The sequence below is a fragment of the Paraburkholderia sp. MM5384-R2 genome (assembly GCF_014201025.1).
In the GTDB taxonomy this organism is placed as follows: domain Bacteria; phylum Pseudomonadota; class Gammaproteobacteria; order Burkholderiales; family Burkholderiaceae; genus Paraburkholderia; species Paraburkholderia tuberum.
Genome location: NZ_JACHDI010000025.1, coordinates 56,986 through 77,908, shown reverse-complemented (window position 1 = coordinate 77,908; position 20,923 = coordinate 56,986). Strand labels below are relative to the sequence as shown.

Annotated in this window: 17 protein-coding genes; 12 read left to right on the top strand and 5 right to left on the bottom strand. The window is 64.0% G+C overall.

What is annotated here, in order from left to right:
• Positions 1-6: 6 nt before the first annotated feature.
• From HDG37_RS30435 to HDG37_RS30385, 11 genes are all read left to right on the top strand, one after another.
• Positions 7-966: a dihydrodipicolinate synthase family protein gene (locus HDG37_RS30435; RefSeq protein WP_184054138.1), complete on the top strand. Its 960-nt coding sequence runs from the start codon at positions 7-9 to the stop codon at positions 964-966.
• 65 nt (positions 967-1,031) lie between these two features.
• Positions 1,032-2,147 carry a LacI family DNA-binding transcriptional regulator gene (locus HDG37_RS30430; protein ID WP_184054136.1) on the top strand — a complete coding sequence of 372 codons (1,116 nt, stop codon included), beginning with the start codon at positions 1,032-1,034 and terminating at the stop codon, positions 2,145-2,147.
• 919 nt (positions 2,148-3,066) lie between these two features.
• Positions 3,067-4,917, top strand: a complete 1,851-nt coding sequence (gene atzF, locus HDG37_RS30425) for an allophanate hydrolase (protein WP_184054181.1) — start codon at positions 3,067-3,069, stop codon at positions 4,915-4,917.
• A 32-nt stretch (positions 4,918-4,949) separates the two neighbouring features.
• A complete protein-coding gene (locus tag HDG37_RS30420) occupies positions 4,950-6,047 on the top strand; it encodes a BMP family ABC transporter substrate-binding protein (RefSeq protein WP_184054134.1) in 1,098 nt (365 codons plus the stop codon).
• Positions 6,048-6,077: 30 nt separating this feature from the next.
• Positions 6,078-7,232: an ABC transporter permease gene (locus HDG37_RS30415; protein WP_184054132.1), complete on the top strand. Its 1,155-nt coding sequence runs from the start codon at positions 6,078-6,080 to the stop codon at positions 7,230-7,232.
• Positions 7,225-8,151, top strand: coding sequence for an ABC transporter permease (locus tag HDG37_RS30410; protein WP_184054130.1), 927 nt, complete (start codon positions 7,225-7,227; stop codon positions 8,149-8,151). The genes HDG37_RS30415 and HDG37_RS30410 overlap by 8 nt, the downstream gene beginning before the upstream one ends.
• Before the next feature lie 75 nt (positions 8,152-8,226).
• Positions 8,227-8,919 (top strand): cysteine hydrolase family protein, encoded by a 693-nt coding sequence (locus HDG37_RS30405; RefSeq protein WP_184054128.1) that lies wholly within the window; start codon positions 8,227-8,229, stop codon positions 8,917-8,919.
• Between the two features lie 2 nt (positions 8,920-8,921).
• Positions 8,922-10,535, top strand: coding sequence for an ABC transporter ATP-binding protein (locus HDG37_RS30400; protein WP_184054126.1), 1,614 nt, complete (start codon positions 8,922-8,924; stop codon positions 10,533-10,535).
• A 43-nt stretch (positions 10,536-10,578) separates the two neighbouring features.
• Positions 10,579-11,241: a cysteine hydrolase family protein gene (locus HDG37_RS30395; RefSeq protein WP_184033140.1), complete on the top strand. Its 663-nt coding sequence runs from the start codon at positions 10,579-10,581 to the stop codon at positions 11,239-11,241.
• Between the two features lie 5 nt (positions 11,242-11,246).
• A complete protein-coding gene (gene hpxZ / locus HDG37_RS30390) occupies positions 11,247-11,645 on the top strand; it encodes an oxalurate catabolism protein HpxZ (RefSeq protein WP_090811898.1) in 399 nt (132 codons plus the stop codon).
• An 84-nt stretch (positions 11,646-11,729) separates the two neighbouring features.
• Entirely contained in the window at positions 11,730-12,467 is a 738-nt protein-coding gene (locus HDG37_RS30385) for a GntR family transcriptional regulator (protein ID WP_260335150.1), read from the top strand.
• 260 nt (positions 12,468-12,727) lie between these two features.
• Here HDG37_RS30385 and HDG37_RS30380 read toward each other — a convergent pair whose 3' ends face one another.
• On the bottom strand, positions 12,728-14,434 hold the full coding sequence (locus HDG37_RS30380; protein WP_184054124.1) for a phage integrase family protein: 1,707 nt from the start codon (positions 14,432-14,434) through the stop codon (positions 12,728-12,730).
• A gap of 153 nt (positions 14,435-14,587) precedes the next feature.
• Between HDG37_RS30380 and HDG37_RS30375 the strand changes: the two genes are divergently transcribed.
• Positions 14,588-17,554: a Tn3 family transposase gene (locus tag HDG37_RS30375; protein WP_184054122.1), complete on the top strand. Its 2,967-nt coding sequence runs from the start codon at positions 14,588-14,590 to the stop codon at positions 17,552-17,554.
• A 67-nt stretch (positions 17,555-17,621) separates the two neighbouring features.
• Here the strand turns inward: HDG37_RS30375 and HDG37_RS30370 are convergent, their stop codons facing one another.
• The 4 genes from HDG37_RS30370 to HDG37_RS30355 all read right to left on the bottom strand — a co-directional run bounded on the left by HDG37_RS30370 (position 17,622) and on the right by HDG37_RS30355 (position 20,841).
• Complete coding sequence (locus HDG37_RS30370) at positions 17,622-17,966, bottom strand: hypothetical protein (RefSeq protein ID WP_184054120.1); 345 nt, start codon at positions 17,964-17,966, stop codon at positions 17,622-17,624.
• A 107-nt stretch (positions 17,967-18,073) separates the two neighbouring features.
• The gene (locus tag HDG37_RS30365; RefSeq protein ID WP_184054118.1) at positions 18,074-18,898 is read right to left on the bottom strand and encodes an SDR family oxidoreductase; all 825 of its coding nucleotides are present in this window, start codon (positions 18,896-18,898) and stop codon (positions 18,074-18,076) included.
• Positions 18,899-18,967: 69 nt separating this feature from the next.
• Complete coding sequence (locus tag HDG37_RS30360; RefSeq protein ID WP_184054116.1) at positions 18,968-19,969, bottom strand: NADP-dependent oxidoreductase; 1,002 nt, start codon at positions 19,967-19,969, stop codon at positions 18,968-18,970.
• A 59-nt stretch (positions 19,970-20,028) separates the two neighbouring features.
• The gene (locus tag HDG37_RS30355; protein WP_184054114.1) at positions 20,029-20,841 is read right to left on the bottom strand and encodes an oxidoreductase; all 813 of its coding nucleotides are present in this window, start codon (positions 20,839-20,841) and stop codon (positions 20,029-20,031) included.
• Positions 20,842-20,923 lie beyond the last annotated feature (82 nt).

Sequence of the window (20,923 nt, the reverse complement as noted above, 5' to 3'; positions counted from 1 at the left end):
ACCGACATGACCCTCCCCACTTCTTCGACGCGCTCGTCGCAAACGATCGAAGGCATCGTGCCCGTGATGCTGACGCCTTTCGACGACGACGGCGCCATCGACTATGCCGGGCTCGAACGGCTGATCGAGTGGTATCTCGCGCACGGCTCGGACGCGCTGTTCGCCGTGGCGCAGTCGAGCGAGATGCAATTTCTCAGCCTCGCGGAGCGCGCGGCACTTGGCCGCTTCGTGGTCGAGCGCGTGGGCGGCCGCGTGCCGGTGGTGGTCTCGGGCCATATCAGCGATGATCCCGACGCGCAGGCCGAAGAGCTGAACGCCGCCGCGGCGACCGGCGCGGACGGGATCGTGCTGGTGACGAACCGGCTCGATCCAGCCCGCTACGGCACGCAAGCGTTCTCAACGAACTTGCGCCGTCTGATGAGCCGCTTGCCTTCCGACATACCGCTCGGGCTATACGAATGCCCCGCTCCCTACCGGCGCCTGCTATCCGACGACGAGCTCGAGATGTGCATCGACACCGGCCGCTTCGTGATGTTGAAGGACGTGAGTTGCGATCTCGACACGGTGAAGCGCCGCGTTGCCCTGGCGAAGGGTTCGCCCATGAAGATCCTTAACGCGAATGCCGCGATTGCCTGGGATGCGATGAAAGCCGGATCCGCGGGATTCAACGGCGTGTTCACGAACTTCCATCCGGACCTGTACAACTGGCTGCGCAATCGCGCCGACGAGAACCCAGCGCTCGCCCGCGAGCTCTCGATCTTTCTCGTGGTCGCGGCGGTATCCGAGGCACTCGGCTATCCGGCGCTCGCGAAGATGTACCACCAGCGCATCGGCACGTTCCAGTCCATTCGCTGCCGCGCGATCGACTACGACGTGCGCGAACGCTTCTGGGCGCTCGACGCGGTGCTCGACAAGATCGTCGAAGGTACCGAGCATTTCCGCTCGCGCATCGCAGCGGGGGCCTGACGGATGCGCCGTTGTGTCGCGCCGCGAGTAAGATGACGCGCTCCCTGTACGAAACCTGAACGTCGATGCCTCGCTCTTCCGCCTCTGACTCTGCTCTCGAAGAAAAACCGTCACCTGCCGGGCGGGCGGCCGGGGCGCGCTCCCGCCGCAGCACGGGGCGCACGGTGCTGTCCGACGTGGCGAAGCTCGCGGGCGTGTCCACGGCGACGGTATCGCGCGTCTACAACGAGCCCAGCAAAGTGTCGGACAGCGTGCGCGAGCGCGTCGAGCGCGCTGCGCTGGAGCTGAACTGGTTTCCGAATGCAGCCGGACGTGCGCTCGCATCCACACGCAGCCACATTGCGGGCATCGTCATTCCGACGCTCGATGATCAGGTGTTTGCCTCGCAGGTGAGCGGCATGCAGGCTGCGTTCGCCGCGCGCGGCATCACGCTTTTTCTCGGGTGCTCGAACTACGATCCTAAAGAGGCTCTTTCCCAGGTTCAAGCGATGCTCGCGCGCGGCGTGGAGGCGATCGCGGTGGTGGGCGAAGCGCATCCGCCGGAGCTCTTTGATGCGCTGCGAGTCTGGCGCGTGCCCTACGTCGTGCTTTATGCGTGGCGCAAAGGCAGTCCGCACGATTGCATCGGCGTTGACAACCGCGCCGCGTATGAAGGGATCACCGAGCATCTCGTCGCGCTCGGTCATCGGTCGTTTGCGGTCTGCATCCAACCGACGCGCGACAACGACCGTGTGCAGGCGCGGCTCGCAGGCATCCGCATCGCGCTGGAGCGTCATGGCCTCGCGGTGCGGCCGGAGCACCTCGTCGAAGGTGAATCCACGCTCGATTTTGGCCGGCGCGCGTTGCGCTCGCTCTGGCAACAGCCCGGGCCGCGTCCGACAGCGATCATCTGCGGCAACGATCATATTGCGCTCGGCATTTTGCGGGAGGCGGAAGAGTTGGGCATCGCCATTCCCGAGCGGCTTTCGGTCACCGGCTTCGACGATCTCGCGATCGCACGCGAAGCGCGCCCGCCCCTCACGACGATGTACGTGGACACGCGCGAGATCGGCACGGTCGCCGCGAGGCATCTGCTCGACGCGCTGGACGGCCGGGCAACGCGACAAGGATATGCGGTGCCTGCGGTGCTAAAAGTACGCGGGTCAACAGGGCCGTATCTCGATGCGGCTGGCAAAAGATGATGTCCTCGTGTGCGCTTGCGGAAGCAGACGTGCATTTTTCGAAGAATTGCTTATCGCTATCAGGCCAGCCGGCTTTGCAGTAAGGTTGTTGCTTTCATGTACCGAACGGCATGAACGGCTGAAAGCTCAATGACGGCGTTGAGCCCAGAGGCGGCGCGAGTATTCAAACGTCTGAATCATCCGCTCGCGTTCCGTGCAAAAAGCTGGTCTCGCCGACTTGGATATCCCGCCAAGCGCCCTATACTTGAAGAGAGCCGCGCGGAAGCCGGCCCCTGATGCAGAAGCGGACGAGAAATCGTTCATTGGGGCGCGGTAGCGGGGCCACGGAAACGCCCGTGTGAATAACACGGGCGTTTTCTTTTTTGTGCCCCGATCGTGCAGCTTGGGAAAGTGACCGGCTGGTCACGCCCGTTGATCAGCGGTCTTGCCTTGTGTCCCAAACCCGGAGCACGAAGATGGTGGCACGGGCTGGGCATATGCGGGTCTTATTTCGAGATGAATTTCGTATCGCCCGCCCAAACACACCCACTTGTGAACTTCGCGGGGCGGCGGGCCGTCATGCTCGTCCAGTTCCTCTCCGAGCCGGTGGTAATGGTCTTCGCAGGCTTCCTCGCTTCGGCCAGGAGTGCCTTAACTACCGCTCGCTCAGTCCTGCGAGCGTCAGGATCCGGTGGGTGCCAACGAGGGGGCGATAGCCGAGCGAACCACCGCTCGCGCCCTTCCCTCTGGTTGGTGCACGATGAGCGGGACACGTGCACCAACCCAAACCAATCGCGACCCACACTGGATCACGGGTAGCCAAGTACCAGCCTCTACGCCAAGGTAAAAATCGTTGCCGGGCAAGGACTTCCTGCCAACCTCCCCTGCCTGGCACAGTTGCTGCGAGCATGAGCTCAAACTTGTATTCAAGATTGAACTCATGCTTCCCGACGCCTTCTTCAAGGTTCGAGCGCTGCTCGAATCCTACGCCACCAAAAGCACGACGCCTCGCGACATCGTCGACACGGTGATCGCCCGGATCGACGCCTCCTGTCGCCCCGAAGTCTGGATATCGCGCGTGAGTGCCGCCGATCTCGGCAGCCGGGCTGCCGCGCTCGAAGAAGCGCGCGCGCGCCTGGGCGCCGCGATTTTTGAGCGGATGCCGCTGTTCGGCGTACCGTTCGCGGTGAAGGACAACATCGACGTCGCCGGCATGCCAACCACCGCAGCCTGCGACGCCTTCGCCTACACGCCCGCAGCCTCGGCATTCGCCGTCGATCGTCTGCTCGACGCCGGCGCCATCCTCATCGGCAAGACGAATCTCGACCAGTTCGCCACAGGCCTGGTCGGCACACGCTCGCCCTATGGCGGCGTGCGACAGTTCGAATCCGATGCGCACATCTCCGGCGGATCAAGCTCCGGCTCGGCGGTCGTTGTTGCGGCTGGGCTGGTTGCGTTCTCACTCGGCACGGATACCGCCGGCTCGGGGCGTGTTCCGGCAGCCTTCAACGGCCTCGTGGGTCTCAAGCCAACGCCTGGCATCGTAAGCAAGCGCGGCGTGGTACCGGCGTGCCGGAGCCTGGACTGCGTGTCGATCTTCGCGCATGACGTGGGCGACGCCTGGGAGGTCCTGCTGCAGATGGCGAAGTACGATGGAGACGACAGCTATGCGCGCCGAGTGCCGGCACTCGGACTGCCCCATGCACCACTGCGCCTCGCCGTGCCGGATCAGTTGACCTTCCAGGATGACGCTCAGGCGCATCAGGCCTTTGCCGCCACGCTCGACACGATCGCTTCGCGCCTTGCGCTTTCGCCAACAAGCGTGCCGTTCGAACCCATGCAGCGAACTGCCGCGCTGCTTTACGACGGCCCGTGGGTAGCGGAGCGCCGTGCCGCGCTCGGTTCCTTCTTCGAGACGAATCGCGCCGACATCGATCCGGTTGTCGCCGAGGCGATTGCCAAAGCGGACGGCTACAGCGCTGTCGATGCGTTCGACGGACAGTATGCACTCGCCGCACTGCGCCGCGAAGTGGCAACGCTGTTCGAGGCGATCGACGTCCTCATCGTGCCGACCACGCCCACGCATCCAACCTTCGACGAAGTACATGCGGACCCGATCGGGGCGAACAGCCAGCTTGGCGTCTATACCAACTTCGTGAATCTGCTCGATCTGTGCGCTCTGGCGGTGCCTGGCGTTCGCCGCGCGGACGGCCTGCCAGCCGGCGTGACGCTGATCGCCCCAGCGGGCGCGGACCAGCGCCTGGCAGTGCTCGGCGCACGCATCCAGGCGCTCTTCAGGGCGCACGCTACACCCGACGACGCTGCCACGATTGCCGCGCAACCGCTGCCCTTCGAAGAGCCGACGGTGACACTCGCCGTGGTCGGCGCTCATCTGCGCGGGCAGCCCCTCTGCTGGCAACTGCTCGAGGCTGGTGCGCGTTTCGTCGAGAGCACCACCACGTCCTCGCACTACCGCCTTTACGCGCTCGCCGGTACGAAGCCGGCCAAGCCCGCTCTGGTGCGTACGCCGCACGAGGCCGGCCAGCCCATCGAGATCGAGCTCTGGGAAGTGCCGCTGCGCAGCTTCGGCGCATTCGTTGCCCACGTGCCGGCGCCGCTCGGCATCGGCAGCGTGCAGACAGCCGATGGACTCATCGTCAAGGGCTTTATCAGCGAGCCCTCGGCGGTCGCACCAGGCAGCGGCGCACACGACATCACTGCATTCGGCGGCTGGCGTGCATGGCTCGCAACGGCGGCCGGAACGCAAGCCCAATCCGATCGGCAATTCTGAACATATGCATTGAACTCACGAGGAGTCCAACCATGACAAACCGTCGCGATTTTCTCAAGGGCGCTGGCGCCCTCGCCCTCGGCAGCGCGCTCCCATTCGACCTCGCTTTCGGTGCCGAGCCGCTTACGGTCGGCGTCGTCTACGTCGGTTCGCGCGGCGATTACGGCTACAACCAGGCACAAGCGCAAGCTGCGGCTGTCATCAAGAAGCTGCCGAACGTGAAGGTCGTCGAGGAAGAAAACGTGCCCGAGACCGTCGCCGCCCAAAAGACCATGGAGGCGATGATCGAGCAGGACGGTGCGACGCTCATTTTCGCGACCTCGTTCGGCTACTTCGATCCCCATGTGCTGAAAATGGCAACCAAATATCCGAAGGTTCGCTTCGCCCACTGCGGCGGTCTCTGGAAGAGCGGCAATCCGGCCAACATCTCCAGCTACTTCGGCTATATCGACGAATGCCAGTATCTGAACGGCGTCGTGGCAGGCCATGCGAGCAAGACGAAGAAGCTGGGCTTCGTCGCGGCCAAGCCTATTCCGCAGGTTCTGCGCAACATCAACTCATTCACGCTGGGCGCGCAGTCGGTGGATCCGTCGATCGCCACGCACGTGATTTTCACGGGCGACTGGTCGATGCCGGTGAAGGAGGCGGAGGCCGCCAACAGCCTCGTCGATCAGGGCTGCGACGTGCTCACGTGTCACGTGGACGGACCCAAGGTCGTGATCGAGACAGCCGAGAAACGCGGCGCGATGAGCTGCGGTTACCACGCAAGCCAGGCGGCGCTGGCGCCGAAGGGCTATCTGACGGGCGCCGAATGGGACTGGGCGACGCCCTACAAGCTGCTCGTCACGAACGCGCAGACGGGCAAGCCGCAGCCGAACATTCTTCGCGGCGGTCTGCGCGAAGGCTTCGTGAAGATGTCTCCGTATGGCGCGAAGGTGACACCCGATGCCCGCACGCAAGCCGATACCGTGAAGGCGAAGATGGTCGCGGGCGACTACGTCATCTTCAAGGGACCGATGAAGGACAACAAGGGCGGCAGCGCCATTGCGGCCGGCACGAGCTACGCACAGACCGATCTCGCGCTCGAAAGCATGAATTATCTGGTTGCCGGTGTGGTTGGCCAGATCTGAGGACCGTAAGCGTTCTCGCCAGGAGTCCTGATGTCCGCATCCCTTTCTCCCGCTCACGGGCCGTCGCGAAGGCTGCCTGCAAGTCTTGCGCGCCTGCTGCTTGCCCTGTTGCCTGCGTTGCCGACAGTATGTGCAATCGTGGCAACTCTGGCGATCTTCGGCATCTTCCTGCTCGTGCAGGGACAGCCGGCCATCCAGGCCCTTGGTCTAATTGGCGAAGGTGCGTTCGGCTCGTCGTTCGCATGGCAGAACACCTTGCTGCGCGCCGCACCGCTCATGCTTACGGCTCTGTGCGTCGCGCTGCCTGCCCAGGTCGGCCTGATCGTGATTGGCGGCGAAGGCGCGCTCGCGCTGGGCGGGCTCGCGGCCGCCGTCGTGCCGCAGTGCCTGCCGCAGGCTACGCCGTGGATCGTCGCGACGCCGCTGATGGCGATTGCAGGCATGCTCGCGGGGGGCCTGTGGATCAGCGCAGTGGGCGCAATGCGTCAATGGCGTGGTGTCAACGAGACCATCAGCAGCCTGCTGATGTCGTATATCGCCATCGCCGTTTTCAAGTTTCTCGTCGAAGGGCCGCTGCGCGATCCCGCCAGTCTCAACAAACCGTCGACGCTGCCCCTCCCCGACGCCATGACCATCGGCTCGCTGCCGGGACTCGACGTGCACTGGGGCCTCTTCTGGGGCGTGCTCGCGTGTCTCGCTGCCTGGGTGCTCGTGCGCCAAAGCACGCTCGGCTTCGCCATGCGCGTAACGGGTGGCAACGTGCACACGGCGCGCCTCGTCGGCCTGCCCGTGGGCGGGCTCGCGCTCACCGCCTGCGCGCTAGGCGGCGCATCGGCGGGACTTGCCGGAATGTTCGAAGTTGCGGCCGTGCAAGGCAGCGCGAATGCGTCGCTGCTCTCGGGCTACGGCTATGCGGGCATCCTTGTCGCATTCGCGGCACGCCAGAATCCGTTCGCCGTGATCGTGTGCGCGCTGATGGTCGGCGGCATCGAGGCGAGCGGCAGTCTGCTGCAACGTCACCTCGAGCTGCCCGACGCCGCCACGCTCGTGCTGCAAGGGCTGCTTTTCGCGAACCTGTTGGCCTGGGAGGCACTTGCTCCCCGTCTTGCCGCCTGGCGCGTGAAACTTCAGGCCGTCGCGCTCGACACCTCGTCTGCTTCACTGGAGCGTACCCGCCATGTCTGACCTTCATTCGCCCGCTGCGGTACTGCTGATTTCGCTCTTTGCGGGGGCCATTCGCGTGAGTACGCCCTATCTGTTCGTGAGCCTCGGCGAGTGCCTCACCGAGAAAGGCGGCCGCGTGAATCTCGGTCTCGAAGGCATCCTGGTCTCCGGCGCCATGTGCGGCTATGCGGGCTCGTATCTCTCGGGTTCGCCGTGGATCGGCGTGCTCGCGGCGGCGGCGGCCGGTCTGGTGCTCGGCTGCCTGCATGGGCTGGTCTGCTCGCTGCCGCGTGTTTCCGATATCGCGTTCGGCATCGCGCTCATGCTGTTCGGCACCGGCCTGGCGTTCTATCTCGGCAAGCCGTTCATCGAGCCGCAGGCAGCGATGCTCCCGTCGATCGATCTCGGCGCGTGGGCCGCCTCGCAGCAAGTGCACAACGCGCTGCATATCAATCTGCTCTTCGTGATTGGCGTCGTGCTTGCCGTCGCTTTGCAGTGGGGACTGCGCTCGATGCGCTGGGGCATGACGCTGCGGCTCGTCGGCGAGAACGCCGAGAGCGCGCGTGCAATGGGCTATCCCGTTACGCGGATACGCGTCATCGCGACGGCGGTGGGTGGTTTCTTCGCGGGCGTGGGCGGTGCCTATCTCTCGCTCGTCTATCCCGGCAGCTGGAACGAGGGACTGTCGAGCGGGCAAGGCCTGATGGCCGTTGCCCTCGTGATCTTCGCACGCTGGCAGCCGCTGCGCTGTCTTTGGGCTGCGCTGCTGTTTGGCGCTGCCGGAGCGCTTGGCCCCGCCCTGCAGGCAATCGGCGTGACCAGCGGCTATTACCTCTTCAACGCCGCCCCTTACGTGCTGACGCTCGCGCTCATGATCATCAACTGCAGGCCGGACCGCACGCTGGCGGGCGCACCCGGCGAGCTGAGCCTGACGCGCTGAGCGCGGACAGCTTCCGACCGACCGACCGAATCCAGAATCGCCCGCGCTCGCGTAGCGCGCGACCGGAGAATCAACATGACCCGTACCATCGAAGCCCGTCCCTATCCTTGGCCCTACGACGGGAACCTGCGCCCCGACAACACGGCGCTCGTCATCATCGACATGCAGACCGACTTCTGCGGTTACGGCGGCTACGTCGACAAGATGGGCTACGACCTCTCGCTCACGCGCGCCCCGATCGAGCCGATCAAGCGCGTTTTGGGGCAGATGCGCGAACTCGGCTTCACGATCATCCACACCCGTGAAGGGCATCGGCCGGATCTGTCCGATCTGCCGGCGAACAAGCGCTGGCGCAGCCGCCAGGCGGGCACGAACGGTCTCGGCATCGGTGACATGGGACCGTGCGGCCGGATACTCGTGCGCGGCGAGCCGGGCTGGGAAATCATCGACGAACTCGCCCCGCTGCCGGGCGAAATCATCATCGACAAGCCTGGCAAAGGCTCATTCTGCGCGACGGACCTCGAACTGATCCTACGCACACGCGGCATTGCGAATCTCGTGCTCACGGGCATCACGACGGATGTGTGCGTCCATACGACGATGCGCGAAGCAAACGACCGCGGCTTCGAATGCACGTTGCTCGCGGACTGCTGCGGCGCAACCGATCAGGGCAACCATGACGCTGCGCTGAACATGGTCCTGATGCAGGGCGGCGTATTCGGCACGGTGTCCAGTTCGGCGGCGCTCGTCGCTGCCCTGGAGCAGTGACCATGATCACCGCGACACGCGCGCTCGGCGTCGAGGTGATCGGCGCGAGCAAGTCGTTCGGGACGTTCCGCGCACTCGATGACGTTTCGATCAGGGTTGCGCCCGGTACGGTTCACGCGCTGCTCGGCGAAAATGGAGCAGGCAAGAGCACGCTCGTGAAGGGGCTCGTGGGCTACGGCCCGCTCGATCACGGCACGATTGTGGCCGATGGAAGCGAGGTGCGCATCGCATCCCCGCGCGACGCGCAAGCGCTCGGCATCGGCATGGTCTATCAGCATTTCACACTCGCGGCGGGGCTCAGCGTCGAGGAGAACCTGCTCCTTGCGCGCGGCAACCTGTCATGGAAGATCGACTGGGCGGCCGAGCGCAACTCGCTCGACGCCTTCATGCGCCGCATGCCGTTTCGCCTTGAACTCGATGCGCCGGTCTCGTCACTCGCGGCGGGAGAAAAGCAGAAGCTGGAAATTCTCAAGCAGTTGTATCTGGAGCAGCGCTTCCTGATTCTCGACGAACCCACCTCCGTGCTCACCCCGCAGGAAGCCGACGAAGTGCTCGGCCTCATGCGCACGCTTGCCTCGCGCGGCGACCTCACGGTGCTGATGATCACTCACAAGTTCCGCGAGGTAATGGCCTATTCGGACAACGTCACGGTATTGCGCAAGGGCCGCTTCGTCGGCACCTGCGCGGTGGCCGACACCGACCGCGACCAGCTGGCCGCCTGGATGATGGGCAGCGACGCAAGCGCGCAAACGCGTGAGGGCGCCGCTGAAGACACCGATGAGTTCAGGCTTGCGCGCCGGCCGAACTCGCCCGACGCTCCGGTGCGGCTCTCGCTATCGAGCCTTTCGGTCGTCGACGAGCGTGGGCACGCTGCCGTGCGCGAGGCGTCGCTGAGCGTGCGCGCGGGCGAGATCCTCGGGCTTGCGGGCGTCTCCGGCAACGGTCAGAAGGAACTGATCGAAGCGCTCGTCGGGCAGCGCAAGGCCCAGTCGGGCGCGATGGCCGTGGAAGGTTCGCCCTATGCCGCGACGCGCTTAGAGATGACGCGCATGCGCGTGTTCGCCCTTCCCGAGGAGCCGCTGCGCAATGCTTGCGTGGCAGGCATGAGCGTGGCCGAGAATATGGCGCTGCGGGATTTCGACCGCGCGCCGCTGCGGCGCGGCGGATGGTGGCTCGATCGTCGCGCGATGCGCTCGCGCGCCGAGCGGCTGATCGCCGAATTCGACGTGCGGCCTGCGCTGCCCGAGCGCGCCATCGGCTCGCTGTCGGGCGGCAACGTACAGCGCGCCGTGCTGGCTCGCGAGCTTGGGCACGCAGTGAACGTGCTGATCGTCGCGAATCCTGTGTTCGGACTCGACTTTGCCTCCGTGGCGGACATCCACGCCCGCATTCTCGCGGCGCGCGATGCCGGTGCGGCCGTGTTGCTCGTCAGCGAAGATCTCGACGAACTGCTGGAGCTTGCCGACCGGATCGTGGTGATGGCCGAGGGACGTCTCGTCTACGAGACTGCAGCAAACGAGGCGGATCGAGTGGTGCTTGGGCGTTACATGGCGGGCCATGGCGACGAAGGCAGGCCGCAGACGGCTGAGCCGGCCGAGCTGCACGCAAGCGCCTGAGCGGCGCGCGAACGATACACAACGCAAACGGAGAAATGTCGCGATGACAACCATCGCCAGCGCAAAGCCCGCGCCGTTCACGTTCGACGCGCGTCATACGGCGCTCATCGTGATCGACATGCAGCGCGACTTCATCGAGCCGGGTGGCTTTGGCCAGGCGCTCGGCAACGACGTATCGCTGCTTTCAGGCATCGTGCCGACCGTCGCGCGGCTGCTCGCGCATGCGCGCTCGGCGGGATGGCAGGTCGTGCACACCCGCGAATCGCATACACCCGACCTCTCCGACTGCCCCCCGGCCAAACGCATGCGCGGCATGCCAGATGCGCGCATTGGCGACGCAGGACCGATGGGCCGCATCCTCGTGCGCGGCGAGCCCGGCAACGCGATCGTCGACACGCTCGCGCCGATCGATGGAGAACTCGTCATCGACAAGCCCGGCAAAGGCGCTTTCTACGCAACGCAGCTCGGCGAGGAACTGTCGATACGAGGCATCACGCATCTCGTGTTCGCGGGCGTGACGACCGAGGTCTGCGTGCAGACTTCGATGCGCGAGGCCAACGATCGGGGCTACGAGTGTCTGCTGGTCGAGGACGCGACGGCAAGCTACATACCGGCGTTTCGCGAAGCGACGATTGCAATGATTCATTCGCAGGGCGGCATCGTCGGCTGGACCGCTCCTCTCGACGCCCTGCTGGGGGCAGACTGATGACCATGGAAGTGAACCGGCCCGAGATCGTCGCGCAGGTCGCGGCAGCTTTCGAGGCTTACGAGCGAGCGCTCGTCGACAACGACGTCGAGACGATGAACGCCCTGTTCTGGGACGCACCCGAAACGGTGCGCTATGGCATCGCCGAAATCCAGCATGGTGGCGACGCGATCCTCCGCTGGCGGGAAACCTGCGTGCCGGTGCCCCGCTCGCGGCGGTTGCACCGCACCGTGGTGACGACGTTTGGCGGCGACTACGCGACGGTGAGCACTGAGTTCACGAGCGACACCACGCCTTTGACGGGCCGCCAGATGCAGACCTGGGCGCGGCTGCATGAGGCGAACGATATGTTCGGCGGCTGGACGATCGTGGCGGCGCACGTGAGCCTCATCGAGCCGGTTTAAGGGCGGATAATAGGGAGCTGGCCCCCGTCGCCCACCATTGCACCGACGCGCCGCACCACTCTCGACGTTATCGATACCTGACTCATGGACGACTTGACCGAAGCCGCCGCCGAAGCCCCTGCAGCATCTGGCACGAAGGTGACCTATAGCGCAAACCCCCTTGCCGAGCAGGTGTATCAGCTCATCAAGCAGGACATCTTCAGTTTTCGACTGTTTCCCGGCGACCGCTTTTCCGAAAACGACATTGCCCAGCACCACGGCGTGTCGCGCACGCCGATGCGCGATGCGCTGTTTCGTCTCGCGCGCGAAGGCTATCTTGAGGTGGGGTTCCGGCGCGGCTGGAAAGTCTGCGATATCGACTTCAATCAACTCGACCAGTTGTATGACCTGCGCATCGTTCTCGAACTGGCGGCGCTCGAGCGGCTCTCGGGAGCGCCACACGATGCGATGGATGCGTTGCGAGCCGTATGGTGCATTGACGAACGGGAACGCGAAAGCCGTCCGGCCACGATGTTCGTGCTCGACGAGGGCTTTCACCGCGGCCTCGTGAGTGCTGCCGGCAACAATGAGATGCTGCGCGTGCACAACGAAGTGACCGAGCGCATCCGCATCGTGCGGCGGCTCGATTTTCTCAAGGCGCATCGCACGAGCGCGACGTACGACGAGCATTCGGCGATGCTCCATCTCATCGATCGCGGCAAGTTTGGCGAGGCTGCCATCCTGCTGCGCGCTCACATTACGCAAAGCAAGCTCGAGGTGCGAAAGATCACGCTGTCGATGCTCGCGACTGCGCGCGACGAGAAGCTGCCCTTCGTCAGCTAGAGAGTGCCTTTCCGGGGCTTTGGTGCAACTATCTGGCGCGGTCTCCGGACGCAGCCTTCATGTCTTCGAGGCGCCCTTCAAGGGGTAATCGTACTTTCCATGCAGAATTTGGCATTCCACCCCGGCGACTACGAGGAAGTCGAAGATCCGAGGGCTCGTCGGTACTTCGCGGTTCGTCGGTTGAGGCTAGATGGGGTCGCTTGAGAAAACGGAAAATAAAGCACGTTTAGCCGGCGACGCCCTGTCGGAAAGGGCATGGGCTACGGCGCGGCGAACGCCTCATCCATCTGCCGGGAGCGTTTGGCCTCGTCGCTCAGCAGGTAGATCGAGGTTGTTGCGATCGAGGCGTGGCGCAGGTTGTCTCGCACGGTCGTCAGCTCCGCGCCGCGAGCGAGCGCATGGGTGGCGTGGGTATGGCGCGTCCAGTGGGGGCTGGCGCGACGCAACTTTTCAGCCAGTACCGGATGATCGATGCCGATGACATCGGCGGCCAGGCGAAAAAAGCCGCGCATCACGAACCACAGACGGGAACGGGTGATGCCTGTTGCGCCTTCCCCGTCAAAACTCGCCAGTAGCGGGGCTTTCGGATCCCAGCGCTGCGGTGTTACTGGCAGACGCCTCTGGACGAGGTACTGTTCGAGTGCAACGCGCGCGAGTGGCGGCAAAGCCACCTTGCCGGGCTTGCCGCCCTTGCCCACGAGATTGAGCCAGCGGGCACCGCGATCATCTATCCGGATGTCGCCAAGCCTCGCGCCGACCAGTTCGCTCGCACGCAGACCGGTCGCATAGGAAAAGTCGAGCACGAAGCGCAGCCGCTGCGCGGCGGGTGCTTCCCAGCCGTAGGACCACTCCAGTCCGTTGGCGATCGTGCGAGCCAGCCCCCATTCGCCTTCCGTGAAGCCGCGCGACGTGTCCAGTGGCGTGACGCGCGTTTTGCCGCGCACCTTGATGCCGGCAAACGGATTGGTGAGCACGTAGCGCTGCTCGATCAGCCAGCGAAACAGGGCACCCAGGACAGAGAGTGCGTAGGCGGTCGAGCGCGCCGACAGGTTTCCAGAGAACGGGCGCCAGTCGGGTGCGTTGCGCGGTCTCGGCGGCCCGACCCATCGCTCGCGCGGACCGGGATGCCGCAGAAAGCTCCGATACGCGATCGCATCCTCGGTCGTGAGTGAGGACAGCGCCCGTCCGCGCTCGACGATGGCCCACAGGATCAGGCGTTCAACCTCCTTGCGGTAGGCACGCTGCGTGGCAGGAGTTTCGTGCAACGCGAGCCACGCGTGAACCGCGTCATAGTCGTTGTTCGCGTCAAGCGCGCAGGCCCGCCGGGGCGCCCGGAAACTGCCGTGCGAACCATCCACCTCGTGCGGCACCCTCAACCGCTCCCAAGGGACGACGACGCCCGGCGCGGTCACGGCAATCAGCGCGTGAGCGCGTTCCGTCAGTTGCGGATGGGCGGCAAAGAACGCCTCGATCTGCCGGGCACTGGTCTGGCCGAGTCCGCGCACCGTGCTCCACCAGCGGCGCCGGCGCGGCACCCGCACGGTCAGGTCCGCGAGGGTTGCGATGCCATGCGCACGCAGCACGCGCGCCGCGCGCGGCGTCAGCCACAGGCCGATGTCATCAGCAATCTGGGGTTGTGGCACCGGCAGCGCACGCAGGATTTCCATCGCGTGCGCGACCGCGCCTGCCCGGTCGCTCCGCTCACCGACGGGGTGCTGCAGCAGCTCGGCAATATCGCCGCGCTGGCGTTCGAGGGCCAGGTTGGTGAGCTGCCGGCGAACGGCACTGATGATACCGCGTGCCGATTCACCCGGCGCCCGGGCGTGAGGCAGGTAGCGGTCCACGGCGGCCCGCGACGACAGGCCGGCATACCAGCCGCGCAGCGCGGCAAGCTGGTCGGCATCCGGAAACGCCAGCGGTTCGGCGGAGGCGGTGTGCGAGGCGGGCCGGGACTGACGCGTTTTCATGTTTGGCAGTTTAGTGGAAAAAAGCATCCATTGCGATAAGAAGGATTATGGCAATGGAACGTATTACACTGCTGTTTTTCTGAACCGCCAGTTCAGTGGAATCGGTGCTGCAACCCGTCGTCAGCACCATCCCCATCCTCTGTCGAGCCCAACATGCCTCGTCGTTCCATTCTCTCGCCCGCCGAGCGGGACAGTCTCTTTCCGTTTCCGGATAGCCGCGATGAACTCATCCGCCACTACACTTTCAGCGAAGCTGAGCTGTCGCTGACCGGCCAGCATCGTGGGGCGGCTAACCGCCTGGGATTTGCCGTCCAGCTCTGCTGTATGCGCTATCCGGGCATCATCCTGACCGCTGGCGTCGAGCCTCCACCCGCGCTGCTGCAGTACGTTGCCGGACAGCTCGACATTGATCCTGCGCTCTGGAAGGAATACGCGCGGCGGGACCAGACGCGCCGCGAACACCTCCTCGAGCTGCAGGCGGTGCTGAACCTGCGCCCGCTTACCGTAGCCGACTATCGTCCGGCAATACTGGCGCTCGTTGATCTCGCGATGCAGACGGACAAGGGCCTCGTGCTTGCGCAGGCGCTCGTGGAATACCTGCGCAGGCGGGCCATCCTTCTGCCCGGTGCGAACGTGATCGAACGGATTTGTGCCGAGGCGGTGATCCGCGCGACACGCCGGATCCACGACGTGCTCACTGAATCGCTGTCGGATGCTCACCGGCAAAGACTCGACCGGTTGCTCACACGTCGGGACGACGGCCGCATGACATGGCTCGCGTGGCTGCGACTACCGCCGGGCAAAGCCAGTTCGCGGCAGATGCTGCAGCACATCGAGCGCCTGAAAATCCTTCACGCGGTCGAGCTGCCCGCGGGCCTCGACCGGCTGGTGCACAGGAACCGTTTGCTCAAGATTGCCCGCGAAGGCGCGCAGATGACGCCACACGACCTCGGGAAGTTCGAAACGCAGCGCCGTCACGCGACCCTGGCGGCCATCGTCATGGAAGCGACGGCAACAGTCACCGATGAAATCGTCGACCTGCACGACCGCATCATCGGCCGGCTTTTCAATGCCGCGAAAAAGAAACACCAGCAGCAGTTCCACCGCTCGGGCAAGGCGATCAACGACAAGGTGAGACTGTACGGGAAGCTCGGCCGCGCCTTGCTGAAGGCCAGGGAAAATGGCGGCGATGCGTTCCAGGCTATCGAGTCCGTCATGTCGTGGGAGGTATTCACGAAAAGTGTCAGCGAGGCCGAGCAATTGGCTCAGCCCGAAGCGTTCGATTTCCTGCATCGGATCAGCGACCATTACGCGACGCTGCGTCGCTACGTACCGGCTTTCCTCGAAATCCTGAAACTGCGCGCGGCGCCGGCGGCGACCGATGTGCTCAACGCCGTCAACCTGATCAAGGCCATGGACAATGATGGCGTGCGCAAGATGCCCGAGGACGCGCCGACCGCCTTCGTCAAGCCACGCTGGAAACAGCTGGTCCTGACCGACATCGGTATTGATCGTCGTTACTACGAGTTGTGCGCGCTGGCCGAGCTGAAGAATGGGCTGCGATCAGGCGACATCTGGGTGCAGGGCTCACGCCAGTTCAAGGACTTCGACGACTATCTGCTCCCGGCGGAAAATTTCCAGGCGATCAGGCGGGACAATGCGCTGCCACTACCCATCACCACGGACTGCGACCGTTACCTGAACGAGCGGCGTCAGTTGCTGGAGCAGCGGCTGGCAACCGTCAACCGGCTCGCGGCCGAAAACGGACTGCCAGATGCGATCATTACGGAATCGGGCCTGAAAATCACGCCACTCGATGCAGCAGTGCCCGAGGCTGCCCAGACGCTGATCGACCAGACGTCGGTCATGCTGCCGCGCGTGAAGATCACCGAACTGCTGATGGAGGTCGATGCGCGGACCGGGTTCTCCCGCCACTTCATGCACCTGAAGACCGGAGAGAGCGCAAAAGACAAGACATTGCTGCTCACAACGGTCCTGGCCGATGCGATCAACCTCGGGCTGACAAAGATGGCAGAAGCATGCCCGGGGACCACCTACGCGAAACTGTCATGGCTGCAGGCCTGGCACATCCGTGACGAGACCTATTCGCAGGCGCTGGCCGAACTGGTCAACGCACAGTTCGCCCATCCGTTTGCCGCCCACTGGGGTGACGGCAGCACTTCATCATCGGACGGGCAGCGTTTCCGGGCCGGCGGACGCGCCGAGAGCAGCGGACATGTGAACCCGAAGTATGGCGCTGAACCCGGCCGGATGTTCTACACGCACATCTCCGACCAGTACGCGCCGTTCTACCCGAACCTCGTGAACGTCGGCGTGCGCGATTCGACATACGTGCTCGACGGCTTGCTGTACCACGAGTCGGATCTGCGCATTCAGGAACATTACACCGACACCAACGGTTTCACCGACCACGTTTTTGCACTGATGCACCTCCTGGGCTTCCGATTCGCGCCCCGCATCCGTGATCTGCATGACATGAAACTGTACGTGCCGGGCAGCGTGAAGGATTATCCGGCGCTCCAGCCGATGATTGGCGACGCGTACAACGAGAAGGCAATCCGGCGGAACTGGGACGAGATCCTGCGCCTGGCGACGTCGATCCGGCAGGGTACCGTCACCGCTTCGCTGATGCTGCGCAAGCTCGGCAGCTATCCGCGGCAGAACGGCCTCGCCGTTGCGTTACGCGAGATCGGTCGTATCGAGCGTACGCTGTTCATCCTCGACTGGCTGCAGAACGTCGAACTGCGCCGACGCGTTCACGTTGGCCTGAACAAGGGCGAGGCCCGCAATGCGCTTGCACGTTGGGTCTTCTTCTACCGCCTTGGGGAAATCCGCGATCGCAGCTTTGAGTCGCAGCGTTATCGCGCCAGCGGCCTGAATCTGGTGACCGCCGCGATCGTGTTGTGGAACACCGTCTACCTCGAACGGGCTGTCCACGCGATGGCCGCACGCGGTGCCCCGCCCGATGCAGTTTTGCTACCATATCTTTCGCCGCTTGGCTGGGAACACATCAACCTGACGGGCGATTACGTGTGGCGTGAGGACCAGCATGTGCGGCGCGGTGGATTCCGGCCACTGCGTCCGGCTCGGGACCAATAGCATCAACATTTTCTGATTGGGTACTAAGCGCGGCAACTGTTTTGAGTAGGCTGGCTGACCGGCCTGGTCAGGCCCACTTCAGATGTTCGAACTTGTCACCGGTTAGACTATTCTCCCGCCAACAAACCGGGATCGATATGTCGCTGCCGATGATTTTCCTGCCCGCCATGCCCTGCGACGGAAGACTGTACGCCGACCAGATTGATGGGCTGAAAGATCTCATTTCGCCCTCCGTCCACGTGTTAGACAGGAATACTTTCGCCGACAGCGCCGACGTCCGGGTCTCAATCTCGTGAATGATGCGGTCCGACCACGTCTGCACAGACTGCATGTCGTCGGCGCCGAACACTGCGCGGCCAGGTGCGTCGTTTTCCGCTTGCATTGCTTTCGTAAGAAGCAACCCCCAGTTCATTGTTTAATTCCCGGGCGGCAGCCGCTCAGTTCTCCGTTAGGCCCTTTGAATTCTGAACGCGACGTTTACGCCTGGAGCTGGACCCCGCCAAGGGGCCTGGAGTAGTCTCAAGTCGCTGTGCGCGCCGGCAGCGCTAACCGCGGCTTGCCTAGCACTACAGTCGCAACCTGAGACGCGAACCGCCGCGGCAAGAAGCGCACACCGAAGCACGACAGCTTATTGAACAGGCCGGGCACAACCGTGCGCTTGCCGAGCAGCATCGCGCGGATCGCGGCGTGCGCGACGAACTCCGGGCTTTTCGTCGACGCGTTCGCAATCCACGAGTAGTCGCCGCCGCCAGACGCAGCGTGGAACGCGGTTTCGGTGCCGCCAGGGCAGATGCAGGTCACCGACAGCGGCGTGCCGCGGTGCTCGTCATGGAGACCCTCGCTGAAGTTGCGGACAAACGCCTTGGACGCGGCATACAGCGCCATGTTCGGCACTGCCTGGTACGCGCCGGTAGACGCGATGTTCACCATGTACGCCGGTCCGGTGCTTGCCTTGTGGGCGTCAACGAAGCACCGCGCGAGTGCGACCAGCGAGGTCATGTTGAGTTGGACGAGCTCCGCGTCGCGCGCCCAGTCGACCTCGTCGAAGCGGCGGAAGTAGCCGAACCCGGCGTTGTTGATCAGGATGTCGATCGGGCCGCATTCGGTGGCGGAGGCCCACAGCGCGCGCGCGGCATCAGGCTTGCCGAGATCTGCGATAACGATCTCGACCTTTACGCCCTTGCAGGTCGCGGCGACCGCGTCGAGTGCGTCACGGCGCCGCGCCGTCAACACCAAATCAAAGCCGAGCGCCGCGAGCTCACGCGCGATTGCCGCGCCAATGCCGCTAGATGCGCCGGTCACCAGCGCGCGCTTGCCAATGTTGGCGGTTGGGTATGTACTCAAATCGTTCTCCTTATTGTGTCAAAAAATTGACGCTAAGTTATCCTGGGACGTTGCGCTTGCTGATGGCCTCTATCTCATCTTGACGACGACCTTGCCCCTGGAACGCCCCTGGGCAAGGTATTCAAGGGCTTCCTTTGCCTGCTCGAATGGAAACACCTTGTCGATCACCGGCCGGATGCGCTCTTCCTTGAGGAGTTCGCCGATTTGGGCGAGTTGATCGCCATCGGGACGCACGAACAAAAATGAGTAAGTGCAGTCCCGCTTTTTCGCAAGGCGCATGATCTTGCGGCTCATCAAGCCGAAGACGAACGTCAGGAAGAAGTTCAGCCGTCGAGCGCGTGCGAATGCCGCGTCCAGCGGGCCGACCAGAGAGACCACCGTGCCTCGCAGCTTAAGGATATCGATGGCTTTCTCTAACGCGTCACCCCTGACCGTGCCAAGCACCGCGTCGTAGCCGTGTAGCACTTTCTCGAACTCCTGCTTCTTGTAGTCGACCACCTCGTCTGCGCCAAGGCTGCTCACCGGTTCGACGTTGCCCGTGCTGGTGGTCGTTCCCACCTTGGCGCCCAGGTGCTTTGCCAGCTGAATCGCAAACGTGCCAATACCGCCGGAGCCTGCCGGGATGAACACTTTTTGACCGGCCCGAAGATTGGCCCGTTCGTTCAGCGCTTGCCACGAGGTGAGTCCGACCATCGGGATCGATGCCGCCTGCACGAAGTCCAGGTTGGCCGGCTTCATCGCGGCAGCGCTCTCCGGTACCACTGCGAACTCGGCGATCGAGCCCGTACCCAGGTCGAAGATGCTGGCGAAGACGGCATCGCCGGGTCTGAAGCGCGTCACGCGGCTGCCGACCTCCGTCACCACACCGGCCAGATCGCTGCCCAGCGTAGCCGGAAGCTGGAACCGAAGGACGGGTTTGAAGATGCCGGTGGGGATAACGTTGTCGACCGGGTTCACGGCCGCAGCGTGGACCTGAACCAGCAGTTCGTTGGGCTTGAGCGTGGGGCGGGGAACGTCCGAAATCCCGATGTCGGGCGACTTGCCATAGCGTTTGAAGGTGAGTGCTTTCATGGCCCTTCTAGTTCCTGTGGTAGCGAGGTTGGTGAATGGCGTGTCGAAACGGTAGCCGCCTAGGCGTCAAGCTGAAGGTCTTTGCGCACCCCGGCGTCCAGCATACTGGCGGGCGCAAACCTGCGCAGCAGGCGCAGGCGGCCGGCCATCCCGGGAGCGTAGTGGGTCTTGGGCTGCGCGGCGGTGGCCGCCTTCAACACGATGGTGGCCACCATCTCAGGTCCTTCTGCGCCACCGATGCCTTCTTTGAGCCGCTGCTCCATGCCCGCACGAATTTCGCGGTACATGTCCAGCGGTGCATCGGGCTGCATCAGATTCGCTTCGAACGGCGTGTTGATATAGGGCGGCTCCACCACCGAGACGCGAATGCTTTGCGTGCGCAGTTCATGGTCTAGCGATTCCGAATAGCCGGCGACCGCGTGCTTGGTGGCGGAGTACAGCGCCATATAAGGTGCGGGTAGGAACCCCACCACGGAGCCCATGTTGATGATGCGACCACTCCCCTGGCGACGCATATGCGGTACGACGGACCGGATCATCCGTACCATGCCGAAGAAGTTGGTGTCGAAGATAGCCTGGGCCTGCGCAATCGAACTCTCTTCCGCGCCGGCTGGAGCGACTCCGAAGCCAGCGTTGTTGACCAGCAGGTCGATGCGGCCCTCCAACTGGATCAGTTGCTGGACCAAAGCATCGACCGACGCGTCCTGGGTCACATCGAGCGGCAGCATCTCGAACGCTCGCTGGCCCACCCGGCCGTCGCGCCGGCTGGTGCCGTATACCTTGTAACCAGCTTTTGACAGCTGCTGCGCAGTGGCTTCGCCTATGCCCGACGAGGCCCCTGTTACGAGGGCCACTTTGTTCTTCGTGTTCACGCTGTTTTTCCTTTGGTTTTTGAATCTCGAATGATGCTAATCATATGAATGTGCGAGCGAAAAATCGATGGGATTAAATGGC